Origin of the sequence: Actinoplanes regularis, from assembly GCF_900188005.1 — a bacterium.
GTDB lineage: Bacteria > Actinomycetota > Actinomycetes > Mycobacteriales > Micromonosporaceae > Actinoplanes > Actinoplanes regularis.
On sequence record NZ_FZNR01000006.1, the window covers coordinates 1 to 23,849 of the forward strand.

The 23,849-nt window shown below is 70.5% G+C and carries 20 protein-coding genes and 1 pseudogene; 12 read left to right on the plus strand and 9 right to left on the minus strand.

What is annotated here, in order from left to right; all coding sequences use genetic code 11:
• A pseudogene (locus tag CHC09_RS17650) lies at window positions 1-205 on the minus strand (RNA polymerase sigma factor SigF); the annotation flags it as partial.
• 250 nt (window positions 206-455) lie between these two features.
• Between CHC09_RS17650 and ppgK the strand changes: the two are divergent.
• Complete coding sequence (ppgK, locus tag CHC09_RS17655; RefSeq protein ID WP_089294229.1) at window positions 456-1,244, plus strand: polyphosphate--glucose phosphotransferase; 789 nt, start codon at window positions 456-458, stop codon at window positions 1,242-1,244.
• 309 nt (window positions 1,245-1,553) lie between these two features.
• Here the strand turns inward: ppgK and CHC09_RS17660 are convergent, their stop codons facing one another.
• Window positions 1,554-2,159: a hypothetical protein gene (locus tag CHC09_RS17660; RefSeq protein ID WP_089294230.1), complete on the minus strand. Its 606-nt coding sequence runs from the start codon at window positions 2,157-2,159 to the stop codon at window positions 1,554-1,556.
• Between the two features lie 184 nt (window positions 2,160-2,343).
• Between CHC09_RS17660 and CHC09_RS46345 the strand changes: the two genes are divergently transcribed.
• The 5 genes from CHC09_RS46345 to glgB all read left to right on the plus strand — a co-directional run bounded on the left by CHC09_RS46345 (window position 2,344) and on the right by glgB (window position 10,116).
• Window positions 2,344-2,547 (plus strand): fused MFS/spermidine synthase, encoded by a 204-nt coding sequence (locus CHC09_RS46345; protein WP_089294231.1) that lies wholly within the window; start codon window positions 2,344-2,346, stop codon window positions 2,545-2,547.
• 350 nt (window positions 2,548-2,897) lie between these two features.
• Window positions 2,898-4,862 (plus strand): alpha-1,4-glucan--maltose-1-phosphate maltosyltransferase, encoded by a 1,965-nt coding sequence (locus CHC09_RS17675; protein WP_089294566.1) that lies wholly within the window; start codon window positions 2,898-2,900, stop codon window positions 4,860-4,862.
• 13 nt (window positions 4,863-4,875) lie between these two features.
• Window positions 4,876-6,633, plus strand: a complete 1,758-nt coding sequence (gene treS, locus CHC09_RS17680; RefSeq protein ID WP_089294233.1) for a maltose alpha-D-glucosyltransferase — start codon at window positions 4,876-4,878, stop codon at window positions 6,631-6,633.
• On the plus strand, window positions 6,630-7,940 hold the full coding sequence (locus tag CHC09_RS17685; RefSeq protein ID WP_089294234.1) for a maltokinase N-terminal cap-like domain-containing protein: 1,311 nt from the start codon (window positions 6,630-6,632) through the stop codon (window positions 7,938-7,940). The genes treS and CHC09_RS17685 overlap by 4 nt, the downstream gene beginning before the upstream one ends.
• A gap of 25 nt (window positions 7,941-7,965) precedes the next feature.
• Window positions 7,966-10,116, plus strand: coding sequence for a 1,4-alpha-glucan branching protein GlgB (gene glgB / locus CHC09_RS17690; RefSeq protein WP_239138453.1), 2,151 nt, complete (start codon window positions 7,966-7,968; stop codon window positions 10,114-10,116).
• Window positions 10,117-11,308: 1,192 nt separating this feature from the next.
• Here the strand turns inward: glgB and CHC09_RS17695 are convergent.
• Window positions 11,309-11,842, minus strand: coding sequence for a DUF4240 domain-containing protein (locus CHC09_RS17695; protein ID WP_089294235.1), 534 nt, complete (start codon window positions 11,840-11,842; stop codon window positions 11,309-11,311).
• Between the two features lie 152 nt (window positions 11,843-11,994).
• On the opposite strand from CHC09_RS17695, the gene CHC09_RS17700 reads away from it, so the two are divergent.
• Together CHC09_RS17700 and CHC09_RS17705 are read left to right on the plus strand one after the other, a co-directional pair.
• On the plus strand, window positions 11,995-12,216 hold the full coding sequence (locus CHC09_RS17700; RefSeq protein ID WP_089294236.1) for a hypothetical protein: 222 nt from the start codon (window positions 11,995-11,997) through the stop codon (window positions 12,214-12,216).
• Window positions 12,217-12,270: 54 nt separating this feature from the next.
• Window positions 12,271-12,558, plus strand: coding sequence for a type II toxin-antitoxin system PemK/MazF family toxin (locus CHC09_RS17705; RefSeq protein ID WP_143232399.1), 288 nt, complete (start codon window positions 12,271-12,273; stop codon window positions 12,556-12,558).
• 41 nt (window positions 12,559-12,599) lie between these two features.
• On the opposite strand, the gene CHC09_RS17710 is transcribed toward CHC09_RS17705, so the two are convergent.
• Window positions 12,600-13,139, minus strand: a complete 540-nt coding sequence (locus CHC09_RS17710; RefSeq protein ID WP_089294568.1) for a GNAT family N-acetyltransferase — start codon at window positions 13,137-13,139, stop codon at window positions 12,600-12,602.
• 105 nt (window positions 13,140-13,244) lie between these two features.
• Between CHC09_RS17710 and CHC09_RS17715 the strand changes: the two genes are divergently transcribed.
• Complete coding sequence (locus CHC09_RS17715; protein WP_089294238.1) at window positions 13,245-13,751, plus strand: hypothetical protein; 507 nt, start codon at window positions 13,245-13,247, stop codon at window positions 13,749-13,751.
• A gap of 15 nt (window positions 13,752-13,766) precedes the next feature.
• On the opposite strand, the gene CHC09_RS17720 is transcribed toward CHC09_RS17715, so the two are convergent.
• Window positions 13,767-14,486, minus strand: coding sequence for a PP2C family protein-serine/threonine phosphatase (locus tag CHC09_RS17720; RefSeq protein ID WP_089294239.1), 720 nt, complete (start codon window positions 14,484-14,486; stop codon window positions 13,767-13,769).
• A 245-nt stretch (window positions 14,487-14,731) separates the two neighbouring features.
• On the opposite strand from CHC09_RS17720, the gene CHC09_RS17725 reads away from it, so the two are divergent.
• On the plus strand, window positions 14,732-17,155 hold the full coding sequence (locus CHC09_RS17725) for a Tex family protein (protein ID WP_089294240.1): 2,424 nt from the start codon (window positions 14,732-14,734) through the stop codon (window positions 17,153-17,155).
• A 174-nt stretch (window positions 17,156-17,329) separates the two neighbouring features.
• Here CHC09_RS17725 and CHC09_RS17730 read toward each other — a convergent pair whose 3' ends face one another.
• Complete coding sequence (locus CHC09_RS17730; RefSeq protein ID WP_089294241.1) at window positions 17,330-19,162, minus strand: serine/threonine protein kinase; 1,833 nt, start codon at window positions 19,160-19,162, stop codon at window positions 17,330-17,332.
• A gap of 224 nt (window positions 19,163-19,386) precedes the next feature.
• On the opposite strand from CHC09_RS17730, the gene CHC09_RS17735 reads away from it, so the two are divergent.
• Together CHC09_RS17735 and CHC09_RS17740 are read left to right on the plus strand one after the other, a co-directional pair.
• On the plus strand, window positions 19,387-19,635 hold the full coding sequence (locus CHC09_RS17735; RefSeq protein ID WP_089294242.1) for a PspC domain-containing protein: 249 nt from the start codon (window positions 19,387-19,389) through the stop codon (window positions 19,633-19,635).
• A gap of 58 nt (window positions 19,636-19,693) precedes the next feature.
• Window positions 19,694-19,969: a hypothetical protein gene (locus tag CHC09_RS17740; RefSeq protein ID WP_089294243.1), complete on the plus strand. Its 276-nt coding sequence runs from the start codon at window positions 19,694-19,696 to the stop codon at window positions 19,967-19,969.
• On the opposite strand, the gene CHC09_RS17745 is transcribed toward CHC09_RS17740, so the two are convergent.
• Genes CHC09_RS17745 through CHC09_RS17755 form a run of 3 tightly spaced genes read right to left on the minus strand, consistent with a single transcriptional unit; the run spans window position 19,962 to window position 23,520 of the window.
• Entirely contained in the window at window positions 19,962-20,489 is a 528-nt protein-coding gene (locus CHC09_RS17745) for a TlpA family protein disulfide reductase (RefSeq protein ID WP_089294244.1), read from the minus strand. The genes CHC09_RS17740 and CHC09_RS17745 overlap by 8 nt on opposite strands.
• The gene (locus CHC09_RS17750) at window positions 20,489-21,964 is read right to left on the minus strand and encodes an NADH-quinone oxidoreductase subunit NuoF family protein (protein WP_089294245.1); all 1,476 of its coding nucleotides are present in this window, start codon (window positions 21,962-21,964) and stop codon (window positions 20,489-20,491) included. The genes CHC09_RS17745 and CHC09_RS17750 overlap by 1 nt, the downstream gene beginning before the upstream one ends.
• On the minus strand, window positions 21,961-23,520 hold the full coding sequence (locus CHC09_RS17755; protein ID WP_089294246.1) for a DUF4405 domain-containing protein: 1,560 nt from the start codon (window positions 23,518-23,520) through the stop codon (window positions 21,961-21,963). Before CHC09_RS17755 ends, CHC09_RS17750 begins: the two co-directional genes overlap by 4 nt.
• Window positions 23,521-23,849 lie beyond the last annotated feature (329 nt).

Genomic DNA, 23,849 nt, shown 5'->3' on the forward strand with positions numbered 1-23,849 from the left:
GGATCAGGTCGTCGGTCGGCTCGCCGCGGCCGGAGTAGCGGTTGGCCAGGTGACGCGCGAGAGGCAGCCAGGCCTCGATCGCCTTGTCCCGCAGCCGCGACCGGTTCCGGCCGGTCGGCGCCGCGGTCATCGCGTTCAGCAGATCGGTCGCGGTCGTCTCGGCGGTCAGGAACTCCTGCTCGTCATGAACCTCGATCACTGTCATTTTGGTGGTCCTCCATCAGCGGGCAGAGAGCCGTGCCCGCACGCGGCGACCGTTCTGAAAAGCAACGCTAGACGAGAAGCCTAGCCGTGACTAGCCGAAAGTATGAGTGACCTAGCGTGAGCGGGGAATCTACGGAGAGAGTTCATCCTTCGGTGCCACCCGTATCGACCCAGGAACGCGCAGGATTCGATGTCGGACCTTCGTGATAGACACACGGACGAATGACCAGCAGGAAGACGGGAAGACACGGATGACCATCCTCGGCATCGACATCGGTGGCTCAGGCGTCAAGGGGGCGCCCGTCGACACGGTGCGCGGCGAACTGCTCGACGAGCGCTTCCGCGTGCCCACTCCGCAGCCGGCCGACGTGGACAGCGTCATGGACGCGGTCGCCGAGGTGGCGACCAAATTCGACGGCTACGACAGCGTCGGCATCACGTTCCCCGGCGTGGTCGTCGACGGCGTGACCCGCACCGCGGCGAACGTGCACAAGTCCTGGATCGACGCGCCCGCGGCACGGCTGTTCGCCGAGCGGCTGGGCAAGCCGGTCACCCTGCTCAACGACGCCGACGCAGCGGGCGCGGCCGAGGTGGCGTTCGGCGCCGGCCGCGACCAGTCCGGGCTGATCATGATGGTGACCCTGGGCACCGGCATCGGCACCGCCCTGTTCATGGACGGCGTGCTGCTGCCCAACACGGAGCTCGGCCACCTGGAGATCGACGGCAAGGACGCGGAGCTGCTCGCCTCCGACCGGGTGCGCGAGGCCGACGACCTGAGCTGGGAGAAGTATGCGCACCGGGTGAGCCGATACCTGAGCCACGTGGAGATGCTGCTCTCCCCCCGGCTGTTCATCATCGGCGGCGGGGTGAGCAAGAAGGCGGACAAGTACTTCCCGCTGCTCCAGATCCGCACCCCGGTCGTGGCGGCCACGCTGCTCAACAACGCCGGCATCATCGGCGCGGCGGTCAGTGCCGAGCAGGCCGCGGCCGGTCCCGGCGGGCAGCACCCCGGCGCGATCCCGGTGCACGCCGGCAGCTGAAAAGACCGCGGGCCGGCACCCCAGGAGGACAGGGGTGCCGGCCCGCGGTTCCAGCCCTCTCCACAGGGGGTCCGGCGTGCTGTCCGGCGGGCGCGAACGCCCCAGCACACCGGGCGGAGAAGGCTGGGTGGGGGGTCACAGACTCAGGCGAGTTCCGCAAGGGTTGACCTAACCCACCACGGATCGCGCCGGTCGTTGTCGAGGGCGCCGAAATCGGCTAGGCGCAGCCGTGGTCGATTTCGGTGCCCTCGACAACGACTTCAGGCGGCGCGATCCCCGCCGAGCGGAGCGAGGCCATAAGCAGAGCCCTCAGGCGGCGCGATCCCCGCCGAGCGAAGTGAGGCCATCGGGCACAGCCTCGGCGTCGAGCAGGTACAGCAGGGCGTCGCGGTGCATGGAGGCGATCGGGTCCAGCAGGTCGGGGTGGCGCAGCAGCACGGCGGCATCCCGGTCCCGGGCGTCCGGCTGCAGCAGCCGGCGGAACTCGCTGGGCAGTCCGCCCATCCGGCGCGCCTGCGGCCGCGGGCGGGGCTCGGTGGGCGCCGGCATCGCGGCGATCACCGCGTCGACGCCCCGGCGGGCCAGTGCCGGGTCCGCGAGCAGGCAGGCGGCCCAGCTGACGACGACCTCGTCGACCCAGGTGCGCCAGCCCTCGCCGTCGGCGTACTCGTCCTCGGGCTCGCTGCCGACCCGCCAGTCCAGCAGCGCGGACCCGCCCGGTCCGGCGATGGCGACCAGGGCCGCGTCGATCTCGGTCGGGTAACGCAACCATGCCGCGACGGTCACCGCCTGCCGGGCCTGCAGCTCGGAGAGCGTGTGCGCGACCGTGTTCGACTCCCCGCCGGGGTAGGCCCGGGCGAGCCAGTGGGTGCTGGCAGCGATCACGGGCGACAGTGCGGTGGACGGACCGGCCACGTCGTTCTCCTTGTCCTGCGGTGCGGCCGGCGTTCGGCTGCGTCAAGGGGATAACTCGGTCGGCACTCCCGCTCTTTGAGCAGGGTTCCTCGATGGCAACGCACGGCAACCGACGCACTCCCGAGCGCGGGAGATCCGCCGTCGGTGCCACCGAGCCGGTCCCCGGCCCGGCCCGGCGCCGCTGGTGGAGATCGTCGGCGGCGACGTGCGGGAGGCGGCGGAGCGGACACCCGATCGGGTGTACGACGTCATCATCACGGAGGTCTTCGCCGGTGCCGCGATCCCGGCGCACCTGGGCACGGTGGAGTTCGCGCGCGAGTTGAGGCGGGTGTTGCGACCGGGTGGGTCGCTGGTGACGAACCGGACGCGGGTACCCCGATGGCCTTGACGAGGACTCAGGTGCGACCGCGGCCGCCGCGTTCGACCAGGTGGGGCTCCTGAGCGAGACCGGGGTCCGGCGCGGGCGCCGGGCCGGCGACGTGATCGTGCCGGCCGGAGCCGTTCCACCGCTGCGGATGAGCCGCGCCGAACAGCTGTTGCGAGATGGTGAACTTGTTGTGTTTTTCAGCGGCGCACGGCCACGTACGGATGCGAAGCCGTAGGGGGTCTCCGGTAGGTTGAGCGGCATCGGCGATCGACCGTTTCAAAGGTCTCCACCCCGGAGAAGTCATGGAACGTGACCGCGGTGGTTTCTCCGGTCGCCGGATCTGCTGAACCCCTCTGACTACGGTGGAGATCATGACCGGTCGCTTCCCCATCGAAGACGTGACGCCGGCCGTTTCCGGTGGCCGCTACCCCGCCAAGGCGGTGGTCGGCGAAGTGGTACCGGTCTCCGCGGTGTCCTATCGCGAAGGTCATCACGCGCTCGGCGTGAGCGTGGCGTGGCGCGGCCCGGACGGGAAGACCATGCCGTTCACCCGGATGACCCCCGGCACGCCGGGACTGGACCAGTGGCACGCGACGATCCGCCCGGACCAGGTGGGCCGCTGGACGTTCTCGATCGAGGCGTTCGATGATCCGTACCGGACGTGGCGGGACGCCGTGGTGAAGAAGATCGGCGCCGGGCAGGGCGCCGAGGACCTGGCGAACGACCTCTCCGAGGGCGCCGACATCCTCGACCTGGCCACCAAGATCGTACCGGCCGAGCACGAGGAGCGGGTCCGGGACGCGGCGGCCGCGCTGCGCGACCGGCAGCGCTCGCTCTTCTCCCGGGTCACCCCCGCCCTCGACCTGGAGGAACTGCTCTGGCACAACCCGGTGCGGCATCTGGTCACCACCACCCGCTCGTTCGCCGTCTGGGTGGATCGCAAGCGCGCCCTCTACTCCGCGTGGTACGAGTTCTTCCCCCGCTCCGAGGGCGCCGAGATCGGCCCGGACGCCACCCCGATCAGGCACGGCGACTTCCGCACCGCCGCCCTGCGGCTGCCCGCCATCGCGGAGATGGGCTTCAACGTCGTCTACCTGCCGCCGATCCACCCGATCGGCAAGATCAACCGCAAGGGCCGGAACAACACGCTGGTGGCCCGCCCGCAGGACGTCGGCTCGCCCTGGGCGATCGGCTCCGACGAGGGCGGGCACGACGCCATCCACCCGCAGCTGGGCACGCTCGAGGACTTCGTCGCCTTCCGCGAGCGGGCGGAGGAGCTCGGCATGGAGGTCGCGCTCGATCTCGCGCTGCAGGCCGCGCCGGACCACCCGTGGGTGCGTGAACACCCGGAGTTCTTCACCACCAAGGCCGACGGCACGATCGCGTACGCCGAGAACCCGCCCAAGAAGTACCAGGACATCTACCCGATCAACTGGGACAACGACTACCGCGCGCTGCGCGACGAGGTCTACCGCGTGGTCATGCACTGGGTGAACGCCGGTGTGAAGATCTTCCGGGTCGACAACCCGCACACCAAGGCGGTCAACTTCTGGCAGTGGCTGATCCCCAAGGTCAAGGAGACCGACCCGGACGTGCTGTTCCTGGCCGAGGCGTTCACCCGGCCGGCCATGATGAACGGGCTCGGCAAGATCGGCTTCACCCAGTCGTACACGTACTTCACCTGGCGCAACAGCGCCGCCGAGATGCGCGAGTACCTGGAACAGCTGCTCACCTCGATCGACTGGATGCGCCCGAACTTCTGGCCCAACACCCCGGACATCCTGCACGAATCGCTCCAGCACGGCGGCCCGGCGATGTTCAAGATCCGTTCGGTGCTGGCGTCGATGCTCGCCCCGTCCTGGGGGCTGTACTCCGGCTACGAGCTGTTCGAGCACGTGGCACGACCGGGGTCGGAGGAGTACATCGACAACGAGAAGTTCGAGCTGAAGCCGCGCGACTACGCCGGCGCCGAGCGCTCCGGCCGGTCGCTCGCCCCCTACCTGACGAAGCTGAACCGGATCCGGGAGCAGAACCCCGCCCTGCACTGGCTCCGCAACCTGCGCTTCCACGAGATCGACAACGGCGCGCTGCTCTGCTTCTCCAAGCGCGACGCCGAGACCGGCAACACCGTGCTGGGGATCGTCTCGTTCGATTCCACCGATGTGCAGTGGGGTAACACCACTCTGGACATGCCCGCGCTGGGTCTGGACTGGCACGACCGGTTCACCGTCGTCGACCAGATCACCGGGGCGACGTACGAGTGGGGGCAGTACAACGCGGTCCGGATCGACCCGTACGTCGAACCGGCGCACATCTTCGTGGTGCGGGCGGGGTGAGGGGATACACCTGATGGAGTCGACGAGCGAGTACGACCCGGCAGAGGGAAGTCACACCGAGGACGGGAAGGTCGAACACCCGTCCGCGGACGATTTCGGTCACGCCCGGGTCCTCCCGGCCGACCGCACCTGGTTCCAGCGGGCGGTCTTCTACGAAGTGCTGGTCCGGGCGTTCTACGACTCGGGGACGGACGGCGGCGGCGACCTGCGCGGCCTGATCGAACGTCTGGACTACCTGCAGTGGCTCGGCATCGACTGCCTCTGGCTGCCGCCGTTCTACGACTCCCCGTTGCGCGACGGCGGCTACGACATCCGCGACTTCTACAAGGTGCTGCCCGAGTTCGGCACGGTCGACGACTTCGTGGCCCTGCTGGACGCGGCGCACAAGCGCGGCATCCGGGTGATCACCGACCTGGTCATGAACCACACGTCCGACTCGCACCCGTGGTTCCAGGCGTCCCGGCACGACCCGGACGGGCCGTACGGCGACTTCTACGTCTGGAACGACACCAGCGAGAAGTACCCGGACGCGCGGATCATCTTCGTCGACACCGAGGAGTCGAACTGGACGTTCGACCCGGTGCGGCGGCAGTTCTACTGGCACCGGTTCTTCTCCCACCAGCCGGATCTCAACTACGAGAACCCGGCGGTGCAGGAGGCCATGCTCGACGTCCTGCGGTTCTGGCTGGACCTGGGCATCGACGGGTTCCGGCTGGACGCGGTGCCGTACCTCTTCGAACAGGAGGGCACCAACTGCGAGAACCTGCCGGCCACCCACGCGTTCCTGAAACACTGCCGCAAGGTGATCGACGACGAGTTCCCGGGCCGGGTGCTGCTGGCCGAGGCGAACCAATGGCCGGCCGACGTGGTGGAGTACTTCGGCGACCCGAAGTCCGGCGGCGACGAGTGCCACATGGCGTTCCACTTCCCGCTGATGCCGCGGATCTTCATGGCCGTACGCCGGGAATCGCGTTTTCCGATCTCGGAGATCCTGGCACAGACGCCGGCCATCCCGGAGAACTGTCAGTGGGGCATCTTCCTGCGTAACCACGACGAGCTGACGCTCGAGATGGTCACCGACGAAGAGCGCGACTACATGTACTCCGAGTACGCCAAGGATCCCCGGATGAAGGCCAACGTCGGCATCCGCCGCCGGCTGGCCCCACTGCTGGAGAACGACCGCAACCAGATCGAGCTCTTCACCGCCCTACTGCTGTCGCTGCCCGGCTCGCCGGTGCTCTACTACGGCGACGAGATCGGGATGGGCGACAACATCTGGCTCGGCGACCGGGACGGGGTGCGCACCCCGATGCAGTGGACGCCGGACCGCAACGCCGGCTTCTCCACCGCCACCCCCGGCCGGCTCTACCTGCCGGTCAACCAGGACCCGGTCTACGGCTACCAGGCGGTCAACGTGGAGGCGCAGCGGGACAGCGCGACCTCCCTGCTGAACTGGACCCGGACCATGCTGGCGGTGCGCCGCCGACATGAGGCGTTCGCCGTCGGCACGTTCCGTGAGCTCGGCGGCTCGAACCCCTCGGTGCTGGCGTACCTGCGCGAGTTCGGCGACGACGTGGTGCTCTGCGTCAACAACCTGTCGCGGTTCCCGCAGCCGATCGAACTCAATCTGCAGCATTGGAACGGGTACACCCCGGTGGAGCTGACCGGCCACGTCAACTTCCCGCGGATCGGGCAGTTGCCGTACCTGCTGACCCTCCCCGGACACGGCTTCTACTGGTTCCAGTTGTGCGGGTCTGAGGAGAAGCAATGACGCTGCCCTACGCCGAGTGGCTACCGAAACAACGCTGGTACGCGGGGCGCAGCCGGGTGCTCGCGGACGTGAAACAGGCGTCCGCCACCCCGCTGGGCGACGATCTCGAACTGGTGCTGATCGACGTCTCGTACACCGACGGCAGCTCCGAGCGGTACCAGGTGCTCGTCGCCCGGGGCGCCGAGCTGCTGCCGGAGTACAGCGCGGTGGCCACCATCGGCACCGACGAGCACGGCCGGATCGCCTACGACGCCCTGTACTCCCCGGAGGCGGCGAGGCACCTGCTCAGCCTCTTCGACCGGGCCGAACCGGTGGGCGACGTGACGTTCGAGAAGGAGCCAGGCGTCGAGCTGCCGCTGGACCTGTGGCCGCGGGTCTTCGACGCCGAGCAGAGCAACACCAGTGTGATCTTCGAGGAGGACGCGATCCTCAAGGTGTTCCGCCGGGTCACCTGCGGGATCAACCCGGACATCGAGCTGAACCGGGTGCTCGGCCGGGCCGGAAACCCGCACGTGGCGCGGCTGCTCGGCTCCTTCGAGACGTCCGACGACACCGGTCGGTGCTCGCTCGGGATGGTCACGGCCTATGCGGCGAACTCGGCCGAGGGCTGGGCGATGGCCACCGCGTCGGCCCGGGACCTCTTCGCCGAGCAGGACCTGCGCGCCGACGAGGTGGGCGGGGACTTCCAGGGTGAGTCGTACCGGCTGGGCGAGGCGGTGGCCTCGGTGCACCTGGCCCTCGCCGCGGAGCTCGGCGCGGGCCCGTCCCCGTTCCCGGTCGACGCGGTGCTGGCCCGGCTGCGCACCGCCGCCGATGCGGTACCCGAGCTGCAGCAGTACGTGCCGGCGATCACCGCGCGGTTCGTCGGCCTGACCGGCGAGCAGGTGACCGTCCAGCGGGTGCACGGCGACCTGCACCTCGGGCAGGTGCTGCGTACCCCGGAGGCCTGGCTGCTGATCGACTTCGAGGGTGAGCCGGGGCAGCCGCTCGACGAGCGGCGGCTGCCGGACTCGCCGCTGCGCGACGTCGCCGGGGTGCTGCGCTCCTACGAGTACGCGGCGTACCAGTTGCTGGTCGATCAGGACGACGACTACCTGGCGGGCCTGGCCCGGGAATGGGCGGACCGCAACCGGGCGGCGTTCTGCGACGGGTACGCGCACGCCGCCGGGGTCGACCCGCGCGCCCAGGGTGCGCTGCTGTCGGCGTATGAGCTGGACAAGGCGGTCTACGAGGCCGCTTACGAAGCCCGACACCGCCCCGGCTGGATGCGGATCCCCCTCCGCTCCATCGCCCGGCTGGTCGGCTGACCCCCTCGCAGAAGGAAAACCAGAGATGATCGGGCACAGCACCCCCCGCCTCGCCGCCGACCGGCGCGCCATGGACAACGTCGTCGCCGGCGACACCCACGATCCGCACGCCGTCCTGGGCGCGCACCCCGGCGGGGGGCACACCGTCGTCCGGACCCTGCGCAAGGGCGCCACCAAGGTCGCCGTCCTGCACGAGGGCGAGCGGTACGCGATGACCCGGGTCCACCCGGACGGGATCTTCGCCGCCGAGCTGCCCGGCACGGTCCTGGACTACCGGCTCGACGTGGACTCCGAGGAGCACGACGACCCGTACCGGCACCTGCCCACCCTGGGCGAGCTGGACCTGCACCTGATCGGCGAGGGCCGGCACGAGAAGCTGTGGACGGTGCTCGGCGCGCAGCCGCGCGGCACCGGTGTGGCGTTCGCGGTCTGGGCGCCGAGCGCCCGCGGTGTCCAGGTGATCGGTGACTTCGTCGGGTGGGGGCCGTACGACGGGTGGCCGATGCGCTCGCTCGGCTCCAGCGGCGTCTGGGAGATCTACGTCCCGGACGCGCACCTCGGCAGCAAGTACAAGTTCAAGATCCTCGGGCGGGACGGGGCGTGGCGCGAGCACGCCGACCCGCTCGCCCAGCACACCGAGGTGCCGCCGGCCACCGCGTCGGTCGTCTTCGAATCGTCCTACGAGTGGCAGGACGAGGCGTGGCTGCGGGCGCGGGCGTCGAAATCGTGGCACCAGGAGCCGGTGAGCTGCTACGAGGTGCACCTGGGCTCGTGGCGGCCCGGATTGACGTACGTGGAGCTGGCCGAGCAACTGGTGGAGTACGTCGTCGAGACGGGCTTCACCCACGTCGAGCTGATGCCGGTGATGGAGCACCCGTTCGGCGGATCGTGGGGCTACCAGGTCACCGGATATTTCGCCCCTACCAGCCGTTTCGGAAGCCCCGACGAATTCCGGTATCTGGTCGACAAGCTGCACCAGGCCGGCATCGGCGTGATCCTGGACTGGGTCCCCGCCCACTTCCCGAAGGACGAGTGGGGCCTGGCCCGCTTCGACGGCACCCCGCTCTACGAGCACGGCGACTGGCGGCGCGGCGAGCACCCGGACTGGGGCACGTACGTCTTCGACTTCGGCCGCCGCGAGGTGCGCAACTTCCTGGTCGCCAACGCGCTCTACTGGTGCGAGGAGTTCCACGCCGACGGCCTGCGGGTCGACGCCGTCGCGTCGATGCTCTACCTGGACTACTCCCGCAAGGACGGCGAGTGGACCCCGAACCAGTACGGCGGCCGGGAGAACCTCGACGCGATCAGCTTCCTGCAGGAGATGAACGCGACCGTCTACAAGAACCACCCGGGCGTGATGACCATCGCCGAGGAGTCCACCGCGTGGCCCGGCGTCACCCGCCCCACCCACCTCGGCGGCCTCGGCTTCGGCTTCAAATGGAACATGGGCTGGATGAACGACACCCTGGCCTACCTGGTCAAGGAGCCGATCCACCGGCAGTGGCACCACCACCAGATGACCTTCGCGACGATCTACGCCTGGAGCGAGAACTACATCCTGCCGATCAGCCACGACGAGGTCGTGCACGGCAAGGGCTCGCTGACCGGCAAGATGCCCGGCGACCTGTGGCAGCAGCTGGCCAACACCCGGGCGCTGCTCGGCTTCATGTGGGCGTTCACCGGCAAGCAGCTGCTCTTCATGGGCTCCGAGATGGGCGACCCGCGGGAATGGAGCGAGGAGCGCGGCCTGGACTGGGCGCTGCTCGACGACCCGCGGTTCGGCGGGATCAAAGTCCTGGTCGGCGACCTGAACCGGGCCTACCGGGACACCCCCGCGATCTGGACCCAGGACACCTCCGCATCCGGCTTCCGCTGGATCACCAGCGACGACTCGCACCACAACACGTTCTCGTTCGTCCGCTTCGCCCCGAACGGCGACACCATCGCGTGCATCGTCAACTTCGCCGCGATCCCGCACGAGAACTACCGCATCGGCCTGCCGAAGGCCGGCCGCTGGGCCGAAGTGATCAACACCGACAGCGAGCTGTACGGCGGCTCCGGCGTCGGCAACATGGGCGCGGTCGAGGCCGAGAACGTACCTTGGCACGGCTTCGACCACTCGGCCGCCCTGCGCGTCCCGCCGCTCGGCGCCCTCTGGCTCAAACTCGAAAGCTGACAGCACCACGTGCCTAGGGGACGGGCCTCAGCCCGTCCCCTCGGGACCGCCCGCTGCCCTCTCCGCGCCACTCCCACCACGCACCGCCGCACGCCGCTGCTCCCCCCGCCGCACCTCGCTCCTCCCCACCGCGCACCGCCACACGCCGCTACTCCCTCACCGCCGCACCTCGCCGCTCCCCACCGCGCACCGCTACTCCCCCGCCGCACCTCGCCGCGCACCGCCACACGCCGCTACTCCCCCGCCGCACCTCGCCGCTCCCCACCGCGCACCGCTGCGCGACTTGCGACAACCCGCGCATCCGCTCCCGATAGACGGTGGTCCTTGTACAACCCTTCTTCGATACGACCTGTGGAGTCTCGTGGCCAGGCCACAGGCCAAGCCCAGTGACGATCTCGCGCCACGTCGCCCCACTCCAGGTCCGCACCGCGCCTCCCGACCGCCCGCAACCCGCACGTTGACCGTGCAGGACGCCCGGCTGGCCCGCAATTTGGCATCAACCGTGGCGTCCGTTACGACGCTGACAACCAGCCAGGCCGACCCCAGTACCGCTTAGCAAAGTCGATCTTGAATGGAATCGCATGCGTCGTACCAGCGGTGCCGCTGAGGGCGCTCGCCAGCCACCATCCGCCTCTGGCCACTACCCGCGCGGCTTGCGGATGGGTATTGGCGCTCGCAAGCCACCGTCCGCCCCGGGTCACCACCCCGGCCGCCACCCTCGGTTCACCGGTGGGCACTGGCGCCCGCCAGCCACCATCCGCCCCGGGTCACCACCCCGGCCGCCGCGTACGGTTTGTGAGTGGGCGCTATCGGCTGCAACCCGCCAGCCACATCGCATGGCATCCAAACCCAGCTACCCAACCCACTCCCATCGCGAACAACTCCCGAGAGGCCGTGCCTTCCGCCTGCCGCCACGTCCAAGATCAACGACTGGTGGATTGACCCCGACCCGGCCGGCCCCAGAGTGGCATCAGCCGCCTTGGGTGGCTGGCAACCAGCCCTGGGATCGGGCGCGGGCGGATCTGGAGTCGGAGCCGCCTCGGGTGGTGATCGCCTCAGGCCCAGCGCGCGCTTGCTGCCCGCAATGGTGCGAGCGTCGCGCGAGATCAATGCCACGGGGCTTGGTCCGAGAGGACTGGCCACGGGACTACCCAGGTCGTACCGGCGAAGGGTTTGAGCAAGGACCACTCCCTCACCCGCCGCTGGCCGGAAACAGTTCGCGCAGCGCTGGATATTCGCCGATCTGGCTCCAGTCCGGTGGGAACGGATCACTGCGGGTCCGGAAGCCCCGCGCCGCCAAGGCCTTCTCAAGATCACCGGGATGAGCCTGGCCGGGAACGTAGGCGAGCGACTCCCACCAGGGCCACTCCTCCTCCGCCCAGTCGTGGAACGTCCGGCCGGCCAGGCGCCGGATCGACGGCAGGCCGGCCAAGGCGTCCGGCGCGGCGGCGATCTCCTCGAAAGCCTCGCGGCCCTGGCCGATCAGCCAGCACTGGAAATACCAGAACGTGTCGGTGGAGGCACCGCCGTAGACCACGTCGACGGCCGCCCACATCGCCGCGTTGTCGACGCGGTCGCGGCATTCCTGCAAGCGGATCGCGAAGTCCTCGATCTGGGTGCCACCGAGTTTCCGCAGCTCGCCGATCAGCCACTGCTCGCGCCCGTCCAGCGTGTCCCGCTCACGGCCGCTGCGCTCGATCAGCGCCCAGAATCCCTCGACGTCCATGCCCCGGATCCCATCACGCGGGTACGACATTTGTCGCGCGCCGATCGCGAAGTGAGTCGCCGGGGGCCGACGCCGATCGCCGCGTCGCCGTCGGCAGCCTGGGTTCCCGGACTCGCCGTCGGCCGCTCCGCCGGCAGGATGAAAGTAGGACCGTGAAACTGAGCATCAGCGTTCCGGACGACGTCGCGGCCTATCTGCAGAGCCGCGGCAACGCCTCCGCGGCCGTCACCGAAGCGGTTCGCCGAGTGCCGCCGGACGCCCGTCGGGACCGCCGGCGTGCCGCCGCGCAAGCCACCCGCGTGCCGCCGCGCAAGCCTTCGGTGAGTTCTACCGTTCCCGCACCCCGGAACAGCTCCAGGCCGACCGCGACCTGATCGGGAGCAGTAACGACATCGCGCTGCGCGACGCCGAATGGTGAGCCGCGGGCAGTGCGCGGCAGGGCACGGCACCGCGTGCTGGTGATCAGCAACGACGAGTACAACGCGGTCGAGGAGCCGGCGATCTGGGCCCTCGCGGTCGTCCGCAAGGTGCCGCACCGGAATCATCTCGCCGTCCGGCTCGGACCCGGCGCCCCGCTGAGCGGAGCCTACGTGCGGCTCCACAACGTGGTGCAGATCCTCGACAGGTCCGCCCTGCGCGACAATCACGGCTATGTGTCACACGCGACCATGAACGCTGCCGAGGACGCCGTTCGAGAGTTCCTGGACCTGCCCTGACCTCGGTAGCTATTTGACCGAACAGGCGCGGGCAGGGCTTGTCAGTCCCGGTCGCGGGCCAGCCACTCGGGGGCGAGGATGCCGAAGAGCAGGTCGTCGGTCCACTCCCCCTTGATGAAGGTCTGCTGCCGCAGCAGCCCCTCCCTGGTGAAGCCGAGCCGCTCCATCAGCGCCGCCGACGCCGTGTTCCGGGCGTCGCACTCCCCCATCACCCGGTGCAGCCCCTGGAGGCGGAACAGACGGTCCAGGACGGCGCTCACCGCCTCGGTCGCGAAACCCATCTTCTGGTACGCCGTGGCGACCGTGAACCCGATCTCCGCCTGCTTGTGGTTCTCGTGCAGCCGCACCGCGACGTCCCCGATCAGCACCCGCTCGGCGGCGTGCTCGATCGCGTACTGGAACCAGCCCGGCTGATCCGGCGAGCTCGCCGCGAAGTTCCGTACCGCCGTCTCCGCCCGGTCCAGCTCGAACGGCGCCTCCCAGGACTGGTAGCGCGCCACAGCCGGATCCGACCGGTACTCCGACAGCGTCGGCGCGTCCGACGCCCGGAACCTCCGAAGGATCAACCGCTTCGTCCCCATCAGCACCCGCCGAGAATACGGTGTCGCGTGGCCGGTCGGCCGATCGATGTGACGCCCTCGCCCGGCTGATGATCGCGATCGATGTCGGCCCCTAGAATCGGGCCCGTGAAGCTCGCCGACGTTCTGCAGGTCATCTCGCTGATCGCCGTCGCTGTCGCACTGTTCCTGAACTACCGGCAGGCCCGCGAGACCGCACGTCAGGCCCGGGAGGCGGCCCGGCAGGTGGAGCTCTCCACCGCCGCCCTCCGGCAGGACTCCTACCGGCAGCTGGTCACGCACGGGACGAGCGCGAACCAGACGCTGCTCGCCGGCAACCCCGGCCTGCTCGACTGGTTCCTGGCGAGCCGGGGCGTGCCGACCGGCACACACGAGGAGAACCTGCGGCACATGTTCGTCTTCTGGCGGATGGACAGCCACGAGGAGATCTTCCGCTCGCACGCGGCCGGTCAGCTGCCCGGTGACGCGTGGCAGGCGTGGCGCAACGTGATCGAGGCCGACGCCGCGCTGCCCGAGTTCGGCACCGTGTGGGCCCGGGTGCGACCGCAGTACACCCGGGACTTCGCGGATTTCGTCGACACGCTGCTCCCCCGCCGTGACGCCCCGGCGGAGTAGACCGGAGGCGGCCGGTCAGACCTCGACGACGTCGGCGATGATCACCGTGACGTTGTCCGGGGCGCCGTTCTCCAGGGTCCGGTTGACCAGCTCGGCCGCGCAGGTGCGCCGGTCCGGGTTGTCGCGCAGGGTCTGGGCGATCACCGCGTCCTCGACGTAGTCGGAGAGGCCGTCGCTGCAGAGCAGGTACCGGTCGCCGACGCGGGCCGGGATCATCCGGCCGGCGGGGCGGAACGGGCCGCCCTGCACCGCCTGGGTGACCAGCGCCCGCTGCGGGTGCCGGCGGGCGTCGTCCGGGGTGAGCACACCCTGGTCGACCAGCGCCTGCACGTACGTGTCGTCGCGGGTGAGCTGCTGGAAGTCGCCCTCGCGCAGCAGGTAGCAGCGGGAGTCGCCGACGTTCAGCGCGGCCAGCCGGTCGCCGGAGAGCAGCAGCGCGGTCACCGTCGTACCCATGCCGTCGCGGGCGTCGTCGTCCGCGACCGCCTTCTCGATCTGCTTGTTGGCGGTCTGCAGCGCCTCGATCAGATCCTGTAGCGGCTCCCCCGTGTCGGGTTTCTGGTCGACCTCCCCGAGCGCCTGCACGAGGATGTCACTCGCCAACTCACCGGCGGGCAACCCGCCCATGCCGTCCGCGACCACGAAGAGGCGATTACCGACGAAAACCGCGTCTTCGTTGTTGGACCGGACCAGGCCCTGATCAGTGGCGGCGACCGCCCGGACAGCAAGCGTCATGTAGCAAGAGTGCCAAAGCCCCGAAGGGTTGTCTCTAGTAAACGTCCACCTCCGCGCGCGCCGTCTCCGCCGGTCCGGTGTTTCCGCAGGTCGCGGCGGTTCACCCGGCCGGGCGGTTCACCCGGGAGTCAGACATCGGCGCGGCGCGTCGCGGACGCCCGGCCGGCGCCCTACGGGTGATCATCCACGGAGATGTCTGCGGGGCGGCGCGACAAGGCCCCGCGGCCTCGGTAACAATCGTCGGCGTGACTACAGCGATCCATCAGCGCATTGCCTCCGAGTTGGGCGTCCGGGAGGGCCAGGTCTCCGCGGCGGTCGAGCTGCTCGACGGCGGGGCCACGGTGCCGTTCATCGCCCGTTACCGCAAGGAGGTGACCGGCACCCTCGACGACGCCCAGCTGCGCACGCTGGAGGAGCGCCTGGGCTATCTGCGGGAGCTGGAGGACCGGCGGGCCGCCGTGCTGGAGTCGATCCGCGCCCAGGGCAAGCTGGACGACGCGCTGGAGCGGCAGATCCTCGAGGCCGACACCAAGGCCCGGCTGGAGGACATCTACCTCCCGTTCAAGCCGAAGCGCCGGACCAAGGCGCAGATCGCCCGGGAGGCCGGCCTGGAGCCGCTCGCCGACCGGTTGCTGGCCGACCCCACCCTCGACCCGCGCGCGACCGCTGAGGGCTTCGTGGACGCCGAGAAGGGCGTCGCAGATCCGCAGGCCGCGCTGGACGGCGCCCGGGCCATCCTGATCGAGCGGTTCGCGGAGGACGCCGACCTGATCGGTGACCTGCGGGAGCAGATGTGGAACCGGGGCCGGCTGGTCGCCAAGGTCCGTGACGGCAAGCAGAACGACGGTGCGAAGTTCTCCGACTACTTCGACTTCGCCGAGCCGTACGGCAAGCTTCCCTCGCACCGCATCCTGGCGATGCTGCGCGGCGAGAAGGAGGAGGTCCTGGACCTCACCATGGAGCCGCACCCGGAGGAGGACGAGGGCTACTTCGAGGGCCGGATCGCCGGGCGCAACGGGATCACCGACCACGGCCGGCCGGGCGACAAGTGGCTGGTCGACACGGTCCGCTGGGCGTGGCGCACCCGCATCCTCATCCACCTCGGCGCCGACCTGCGGGTCCGGCTGCGCGAGGCGGCCGAGGACGAGGCCGTCCGGGTCTTCGCCGCCAACCTGCGCGACCTGCTGCTGGCCGCCCCGGCGGGCACCCGCGCCACCATGGGCCTGGACCCGGGCTTCCGCACCGGCGTGAAGGTGGCCGTGGTCGACGCGACCGGCAAGGTCGTCGCCACCGACACGATCTACCCACACGTGCCGCAGAACAAGTGGGACGAGTCGATCCACCGGCTCGCCGCGCTCGCCTCCAAGCACCGGGTCGACCTGATCGCGATCGGCAACGGCACCGCGTCCCGGGAGACCGACAAGCTCGCCGCCGAGCTGATCAAGCGGCACCCGGAGGCGAACCTGACCAAGGCCGTCGTCTCCGAGGCCGGCGCGTCGGTCTACTCCGCCTCCGCGTACGCCTCGCAGGAACTGCCCGGCATGGACGTCTCGCTGCGCGGCGCGGTCTCCATCGCCCGCCGCCTGCAGGACCCGCTCGCCGAGCTGGTCAAGATCGACCCGAAGTCGATCGGCGTCGGTCAGTACCAGCACGACATCTCCGAGGTGAAGCTGGCCCGCTCGCTCGACGCGGTGGTCGAGGACTGTGTGAACGGCGTCGGGGTGGACATCAACACCGCCTCCGCCCCGCTGCTCACCCGGGTCTCCGGGATCACCGCGGGCCTGGCCGAGAACATCGTGCTGCACCGGGACCAGAACGGCCCGTTCAAGAACCGCAAGGAGATCAAGAACGTCGCCCGGCTCGGCCCGAAGGCGTTCGAGCAGTGCGCCGGCTTCCTGCGGATCCGCGACGGCGAGGACCCGCTGGACTTCTCCAGCGTGCACCCCGAGTCGTACCCGGTGGTCCGCACGATCGCGGCCGACGCGGGCGCCGAGATCCGGTCGCTGATCGGCAACAGCCCGCTGCTGCGCGGCATCCGGCCGGACAAGTTCGTGACCGACAAGTTCGGCCTGCCGACCATCACCGACATCCTCAAGGAGCTCGAGAAGCCGGGTCGCGACCCGCGACCGGCGTTCACCACGGCCGCCTTCGCCGAGGGCGTCGAGAAGATCTCCGACCTGCAGCCGGGCATGATTCTGGAGGGCCAGGTCACCAACGTGGCCGCGTTCGGCGCGTTCGTCGACATCGGCGTGCACCAGGACGGCCTGGTGCACGTCTCGGCGCTCTCCGAGAAGTTCGTGCAGGACCCGCGCGAGGTGGTCAAGTCGGGCGACGTGGTCAAGGTCCGGGTCCTCGAGGTCGACCCGGTCCGCAAGCGGATCTCGCTGACCATGCGCCTCTCCGACGAGCCGAACAAGGGCCGGCAGCCGCGCGACGACCGGGACCGCGGCGGTCGCGGCGGGCAGCAGGGCGGCGGCCAGGGCGGCCAGCGGGGCGGTCAGCCTCGGCAGGGTGGCGGCCAGCCGCGCCAGGGCGGTGGGCAGCCCCGGCAGGGTGGCGGTCAGCCGCGCCAGGGCGGCGGGCAGGGCGGCCAGCGCGGCGGCGGGAACTCGTTCGGCAACAGCGCCATGGCCGATGCCCTGCGCCGGGCCGGGCTGACGAAGGACTGACGGCAGGCCGGGCTTGCGGTTACCGCTTTGTCCGTACGTACGGACAAAGCGGTGACCGCAACCGGCGCCGGCGTTCGTATCCGGCATCGCCGGTTCTGGCCGGCAGGGTCTGGTGGTGACTCCGGCGCCGGTCGAACAGCCGGTCAGGGATCAGTTCGAGAGGGAGCGACCTGCTCAGTACCAGAGCTTGATGTCGCTGAAAGCGACCTCGTAGGGTCCCTGCCCCGAAGCCGACGGGTCGTTGCAGACGCCCAGCACCACCCGGCCCACGGTCAGCCGCGAATCGGTCAGCGCCAGCGTCCCGACCGACTGTCCGTCCTGAAACACCTCGACCGAGTTGCCGTGGACCTTGAGGCGGATCCGCGTGGGCGTCGCGGCGAAGAACGGGATCGACTTCGGCAAATGCAGCTGGTCCTGCACCTTGATGTCGTTCCCCGCGTGCACGGCGAGATGCACGTCCTTCTCGCAGACCCGCAGCTGGTAACCGCCCAGGCCGTCGTCGATGGCGTGGTCAGCCAGCCGGAACCAGATCCCGGCGCAGCTGAGCCGCCGGTCCAGGCGCACCCCGACCTCGACGGTCACGTCGGACATCTCGGTCTTCAGCCCCCTGCACCGGTAGATCCCGGTGTCCTCCCGGCGGGCCACCAGCACGCCGCCGGCGAACTCACAGCTCGCCTGTTCACTGTTCTGCTCGGTCGCGGACCAGACCCTCGCGCGGTCCAGCTTGTCGGTGACCTGCGGCGCCGGCTCCGACGTGGTGGCCTCGGTCACCGGCGTCGAGGTGGAGGCGGCCGGCCCGGTGGGGCCGGTCTTGAACTCATCGCGCAGCAGCAGGCCGATCATCCCCACGCCGGCCGCGAGGATCAGCACGGTCACCGTGGCCAGCAGGGCCGGCAGCACCCGGCGCCGGGGTCGGCCGGACAGCTCCGAGCCGGTCAGGGTCGGTTCCGGAACGGCCTCGATCGGGACCGTGACGATCACGTTCTCGTCGTAGCCGACGAGGCCGGGCGGGATGTCCAGGAGCGGGGCGGGGGTGAGCACCGGGACCGGGGCCGTGGCGGTGGGCGGCAGCGCGTACCCGGTCACGGCCTGCGCCTCGACCGCGGCGGCGCGCAGGTCGGGCTGGTCGGCCAGGGCCGCCGAGATGGCCGCCGGCCGGTCGCCGGAGATCAGCAGGTCGAGCAGCTCACGGGCGCTGGGCCGGTTCGCCGGGTCCTTCTCCAGAGCGTGCGCGACCAGGTCGCGCAACGGCCCGCTGAGGCCGTCGAGGCGGGGCGGCTGGGTGAGGATGCGGGCCGCGGTGGCGGTCGGCGAGTCGGCGTGGAACGGGGTCTTGCCGGTGCCCGCGTACGCCACCACGCCACCCCAGGCGAACACGTCGGCGGCCGGGGTGACCACCGGCGAGTCGGAGTCGGTGTCGAACCGCTCCGGCGCCATGTACGCCACCGTGCCGACCATCTGGTCGGGCCGGGTGTTGCCGCTGGTCGCCGACATCGCCCGGGCGATCCCGAAGTCGATCACCTTGGGCGAGCCCGGGGCGAGCAGCACGTTACGCGGCTTGAGGTCGCGGTGGATCACCCCGGCGCCGTGGATCGCGGTCAGCGCGGTGGCCACGCCGATCGCGACACTGTGCAGGTTCGCCGAGGTGAGCGGGCCGCGCTCCTCGACGACCTGGGCCAGGGTGGGCCCGTCGACGAACTCCACGACGAGATAGGGCTGCTCGTGGTCGGGGTCAGCGTCGAGCACCTCGGCGGTGCAGAACGGCGGAACCTGCTGGGCACGCTCCACCTCGCTGCGGAACCGGAGCCGGAACTCGTCGTCGTGCGCCAGGTCCAGGCGCACCACCTTGACCGCGACCAGGATCTCGCTGCTCTTCTTGCGACCGAGGTAGACGGTACCCATGCCGCCCTCGCCGAGCCGGCCGAGCAACTCGTACTCGCCGACCGCGGCTGGGTCGTGCGGACGTAACGGTTGCGTCCGCTCGCCCGGCATCGTGCTGTCGACCATGGTGTCCCGCGTCCCCCCAGTTCCCGCTCGCAGCACTGTATAGGGCGGGTTCGCTCCCGAGTAGTCCGGTGTCCGGTTGGGATCGAACCGTCATGGAGGACCCTGAGATCCGGCTCCGGGATCGATCCGGGTGGTGCCGGATGGTAACCGCCGTGTCCGGGTAGCACTCTTGAGACATCACCTCCCCGCCGGGGAGGGCAACCAAGGAAAGCGAGAGACCCGCCATGAACGCCGTGCACGACACGATGGCCCGCCAAGGCCTGGTCCGCCCGCGTGACGGCCGCATGCTCGGCGGCGTCTGCGCGGGTCTGGGCCGCCGCTTCGGGCTCGACCCGTGGATCGCCCGCCTGCTCTTCGTCCTGATCCTGTTCGTGATCCCGGGCAGCCAGATCCTGATCTACCCGATCCTCTGGATCCTGATGCCGGCCGAGCAGACGGTGTACGAGCCGCCGGTCCCGCCGGCCACCTGGTGACGTCCCGGGCCGGCCGGCTCCGCCCCGCCCGGCCCACCATTCCCCCACGGAGCAGCTCATGACCATCGTCGGCACGCTCATCGTCGAGGGCCCGCCGCGGTCCCTGACGAACTTCGCCGGGTCCGTCCCGATCTCGGTCGACGGCTCGGTGAAGGGTCAGGTCAGGTCCGGCCGACGGCTGTCGCTCGCGCTGCCGCCCGGGTCGCACTCGATCCAGGCGGGCGGCGGGCCGGCGTTGCCGGTGCGGCTCGGCCCGGGTCTGGTCACCCGGGTCCGGGTGGAGCGCGACGGCGCGGGCCGGGCACACCTCGTCGAGGTCGGCCCGCTCAGCTGACCAGCTTCCTCAGGGCCGCGGTGAGCTGCAGATCGTCCAGGTAGCTGCGGGTCACGATCTTGCCGGCCGCGTCGAGCAGGACGTAGGTGCTCTGCTCGACGATCGCGAACTTCGACCAGATCTTGCCGCCCGGATCGTTCAGGTGGGTCACCTTTCCGACCTCGAGGTCGGAGACGAACTCACGCATCGCCTCGGTGGTGCCCATTCCGGCGACGCCCAGGAACGTGAGCCGGCCGGCGTACTCGTCGTGGAAGTCGCGGACCGACTGGGCCTCGCTGGCGCAGGTGGCGCACCACGGGGCCCAGAACCAGAGGACGGCCGGCTTCCCGGCGAGCTGGGCGGCGTCGAACTTCGCGCCGTCCAGCGTCGTACCGGAGAATCGCAGGGTCTCGGGAATCGGCCCGGACCCGCTGGATGACGACGCCGCGGCCGGTTGCGCGGTCGTCGCCGAGGGCGACGACGCGCAACCGGCCACCGCCATGGCCAATGGCAGTGTCAGCAGGACGCGGCGGCTGGTCATCAGTGCGCCGCGGCCGGGTCGATCAGACGCAGGGCCAGCGCCGGGCAGACGTTGACCGCCTTGCGGGCGCCGTCCTCCAGCCACGGCGGCAGCGGCGTCTGGGGGAACGCCGGGAAGCCGTTGTGGTCCAGCCGGATGATCTCCGGGGCGACCGCCGAGCAGAGCCCGTGACCGTCGCACCGCGACCAGTCCAGGGCCAGCTTCCGGGCGCCCTTCTCGGCGGTGTACGGCAGCGGCAGGATGCCCCGGGTCTGCTTGCCGCAGCCCTCCCCGTTCGCGTGCGCCTCGACCTCCTTGTGGAACACCTCGAGCGCGGAGAGCGCGAACCGCGAGGTGCCGTCCGGGTGGCTGCACGCGCCCCGGCCCTTGACCAGACCGGCCGCCTGGCGCACCTGCTCCAGGGCGGAGCCGCCGAGCGACACCAGGGTCACCGCCCGGGCCAGGTCGGGCAGGCCGAGCCGGCACGGGCCGCACTGACCGGCCGACTCGCCGGCCAGGTACTGCACGACCTGGGCGACCTCGCCGAGCGCGCAGGTCTTGGAGCCGATCGGGATCAGCATGCCGGCGCCGAGCGTGCCGCCGACCTTGGCGAACCCCTTGCGGGAGATGGTCACGGTCTTCGCCTGCTCGGCGGTGATCCACTTGCCGTGGTAGCCGCCGACCAGCAGGCCCGGGCCGATGTCCGCGCCGCACATGGTGAGCACGTCCATCAGCGGGGTGCCGCTGGGCGCCTCGACCACGGCCGGTGCGCTGGACGCGCCGCCCACGGTCAGCATGACCGTGCCCGGCTCCTCTGGGATACCGACCGAGTTGTACTCCCACGGTCCGAGCCGGGCCGCGATCGCCAGCTGCGAGTACGTCTCGGCGTTGGAGAGCAGGGTGGGCAGCCCCATCACACCGTTGTCGCTGGACCGGACCTTGCGGCCGGGCGGGATGTGCGCCTCGCCGTTGATGCCGCGGACCAGCGCGCCGCCCTCGCCGGAGATGAACCGGTGCGGGACCGTGACGATCCGGGTCGGGCAGGGCATGTTCCGCTCGGCCAGGGCCGCGGTCAGCGAGTTCTGGCCGATGCCGTCGTCGGCGATGCCGATGACGATCTCCTCGGCGTCCAGGGCGGCGGCGGCGAGCGCCGCGCCGTCCAGGATCAGGTGCGGGCTGCGCGTCAGGATCGCCTTGTCCTTCCAGGACGGCGGCTCACCCTCGGTGGCGTTGACCACGATCACCGGGGGCAGGTCCTGGCGCTTGCAGGAGTCGATCACGGCGCGCACCTTGCGGGCGTACGGGAAGCCCGCGCCGCCGCGGCCGCGCAGCTCGATCCGGTCGGTGAGCCCGATCAGCTCACCCGAGGTCAGGGCCGCGAACCCGCCGTGCACCTCCTGGTGCGCCTGCAGGTCGAGGCGGCCGTACTCGTCGTAGCCCGCGGTGATCCGCGGGACCCCGATCGCGGTGACCGGGGGAACCTGTGCGGTGCTCAATTCGAGTCACCACGCAGCTGCGAGAAGTACGAGTCGTCGTCGTCCCGGCCACGGCCACGGCCGGCCGGGGCGCCACCGCCGCGGGGCTGGTCGTCGCTCAGGTCGACGAACTGGCTGCGGCTCTGCCGGCCGTCGTCGGCGCGGCGGCGGCCGCGCGGCTCGTCGTCCTCCTCGTAGCGCGGGGCACGCTGGCGGGGGACGTCCTCGTAGCGGTCGTCGTCGGCGCGGCGGCGACCACGGCCGTCGTAGTCGTCGTCCTCGGCGTAGCGGCGCATCCGGGTCTGGGTGTCGTCCAGGCGCATCCGGGTGCCGGTCTCGCCGGCCCGCAGCCGGGTCCCGGTCTCGTCCGCGCGCAGGCGGGTCCCGGTCTCGTCCGCGCGCAGCCGGGTCCCGGTCTCCTCCATCGACGAGCGGGAACGGCGGCCACGGGGCTCCTCGTCCTCGTCCGCGTACCGGCGGCCACGCGAGCGGGGGCCGTCGTCGAAGTCGTCGTCCCGGCGGCGCCCGCGGGCAGCGGGCTCCTCGTACCGGTCGTCGTCGTAGTCGCGACGGGGCATCGCCCGGGTCGGCTCGTCGAAGCGGTCGTCCTCGGCGGAGCGGCGCTGGCGCGGGGCCGGGGCCTCCAGCTCACGCTGGCTGGCGACCGGAGCCGGGGCGGGCTCCGGGGCGGCCGGGGCGGCGGGCTGCGCGGCCGGCACCCAGTTGCTCACCGCCGGGGCGGCCGGGGCCATCAGGTCGGCGTTCTGCTGCTCACCCCGGCCACCGCCGCCCCAGCGGTTGCGAGGCGCGCTGGCGGTGGGTACCACGTTGTTCGACGACGGCTTGGACGCGCCGACGCCCGCGGCGGAGGCGAAGTCCTTGCGCCGGTTGAGGCTGACCGAGAGCCGGACGGCCAGGCCGATGAGCACGGCCAGGACGCAGACGACGTAGCTGACGATGACCCAGGTCGCCGCGGCGCGGCCGGCGCTCAGGCCGTGCACGAGGGCGAGCGGCCAGATCAGGTACGAGATCGAGTGGATCGCGCGCCACATCCACGGCTTGCCGCGGCCGATGAACTTGGCCCGGACCAGGCCGCTCCAGGTCACCACGATCATGACGATCCCGGAGATCTGACCGAGCCCGATGAAGACCGTGTTGGTCGGCGTGATGAAGGGGACGAAGATGTCGATCACGCGGATGTGGCTCTCGACCGTCTTGGTCCAGAGGTGGAACGCCAGTGCGGAGATCGCCATCACGCCGGTGGTCCGGTGGGTGGACTGCAGGAACACCCGCTGCCTGATGGAGAGGACCAGGCGGTCGGTGGAGACCAGCCCGACCATGATCGTGATGGAGAGCGATACAAGGGTGAGCACACCCATGTAGAACTCCGCGTAAGTGAAGAAGTAGACGTACCCGACACGACCGGGCACGGTCATCATCGCGACCGCCCAGAGTGCCGCCAGCACGCATACCACCAGCAGGATGACCGCGCCCGTGGGGACGTTGCCTTTGCCGGTGGAGCCGATGTCGACCGCGACCCTACTCGCGGTGCGCTCATTTTTCTTCGACCGGGCCATTTACTCCTCGTTTTCCGCAACGGTCACGTCCCGTGGGCGGTGGGACGCCGGCGTCCGTGGGGAACGCCCCGTGCTCAAGTTGTTCCGGACCCGTCCGTGGCGGTGCTTTCCCCTGCGTTGCCACGGCCGCGTCCTCCCCGGTTTACGTGCCAGGCGGGGCTTCGGATGAACGCGTGCGAAATTTCTGGGCGACTCTTTTAAGTGATCCTCTCGCTACGTTTCGCACAGGCCATCTGACCTGCGTAAACGGCGGTTCTCCGAGCGCCTTAAGGAAGATATAAGGTGCGCGATGGAGTGACCGCCGCCACCCGGTGAACCATTCGGCCCAG

Coding starts and splice junctions, on each gene's coding strand:
- ppgK (WP_089294229.1), top strand. CDS start 456: ATGACCATCCTCGGCATCGACATCGGTGGCTCAGGCGTCAAGGGGGCG.
- CHC09_RS17675 (WP_089294566.1), top strand. CDS start 2,898: ATGACCGGTCGCTTCCCCATCGAAGACGTGACGCCGGCCGTTTCCGGT.
- treS (WP_089294233.1), top strand. CDS start 4,876: ATGGAGTCGACGAGCGAGTACGACCCGGCAGAGGGAAGTCACACCGAG.
- CHC09_RS17685 (WP_089294234.1), top strand. CDS start 6,630: ATGACGCTGCCCTACGCCGAGTGGCTACCGAAACAACGCTGGTACGCG.
- glgB (WP_239138453.1), top strand. CDS start 7,966: ATGATCGGGCACAGCACCCCCCGCCTCGCCGCCGACCGGCGCGCCATG.
- CHC09_RS17695 (WP_089294235.1), bottom strand. CDS start 11,842: ATGGACGTCGAGGGATTCTGGGCGCTGATCGAGCGCAGCGGCCGTGAG.
- CHC09_RS17710 (WP_089294568.1), bottom strand. CDS start 13,139: ATGGGGACGAAGCGGTTGATCCTTCGGAGGTTCCGGGCGTCGGACGCG.
- CHC09_RS17720 (WP_089294239.1), bottom strand. CDS start 14,486: ATGACGCTTGCTGTCCGGGCGGTCGCCGCCACTGATCAGGGCCTGGTC.
- CHC09_RS17730 (WP_089294241.1), bottom strand. CDS start 19,162: ATGGTCGACAGCACGATGCCGGGCGAGCGGACGCAACCGTTACGTCCG.
- CHC09_RS17735 (WP_089294242.1), top strand. CDS start 19,387: ATGAACGCCGTGCACGACACGATGGCCCGCCAAGGCCTGGTCCGCCCG.
- CHC09_RS17740 (WP_089294243.1), top strand. CDS start 19,694: ATGACCATCGTCGGCACGCTCATCGTCGAGGGCCCGCCGCGGTCCCTG.
- CHC09_RS17745 (WP_089294244.1), bottom strand. CDS start 20,489: ATGACCAGCCGCCGCGTCCTGCTGACACTGCCATTGGCCATGGCGGTG.
- CHC09_RS17755 (WP_089294246.1), bottom strand. CDS start 23,520: ATGGCCCGGTCGAAGAAAAATGAGCGCACCGCGAGTAGGGTCGCGGTC.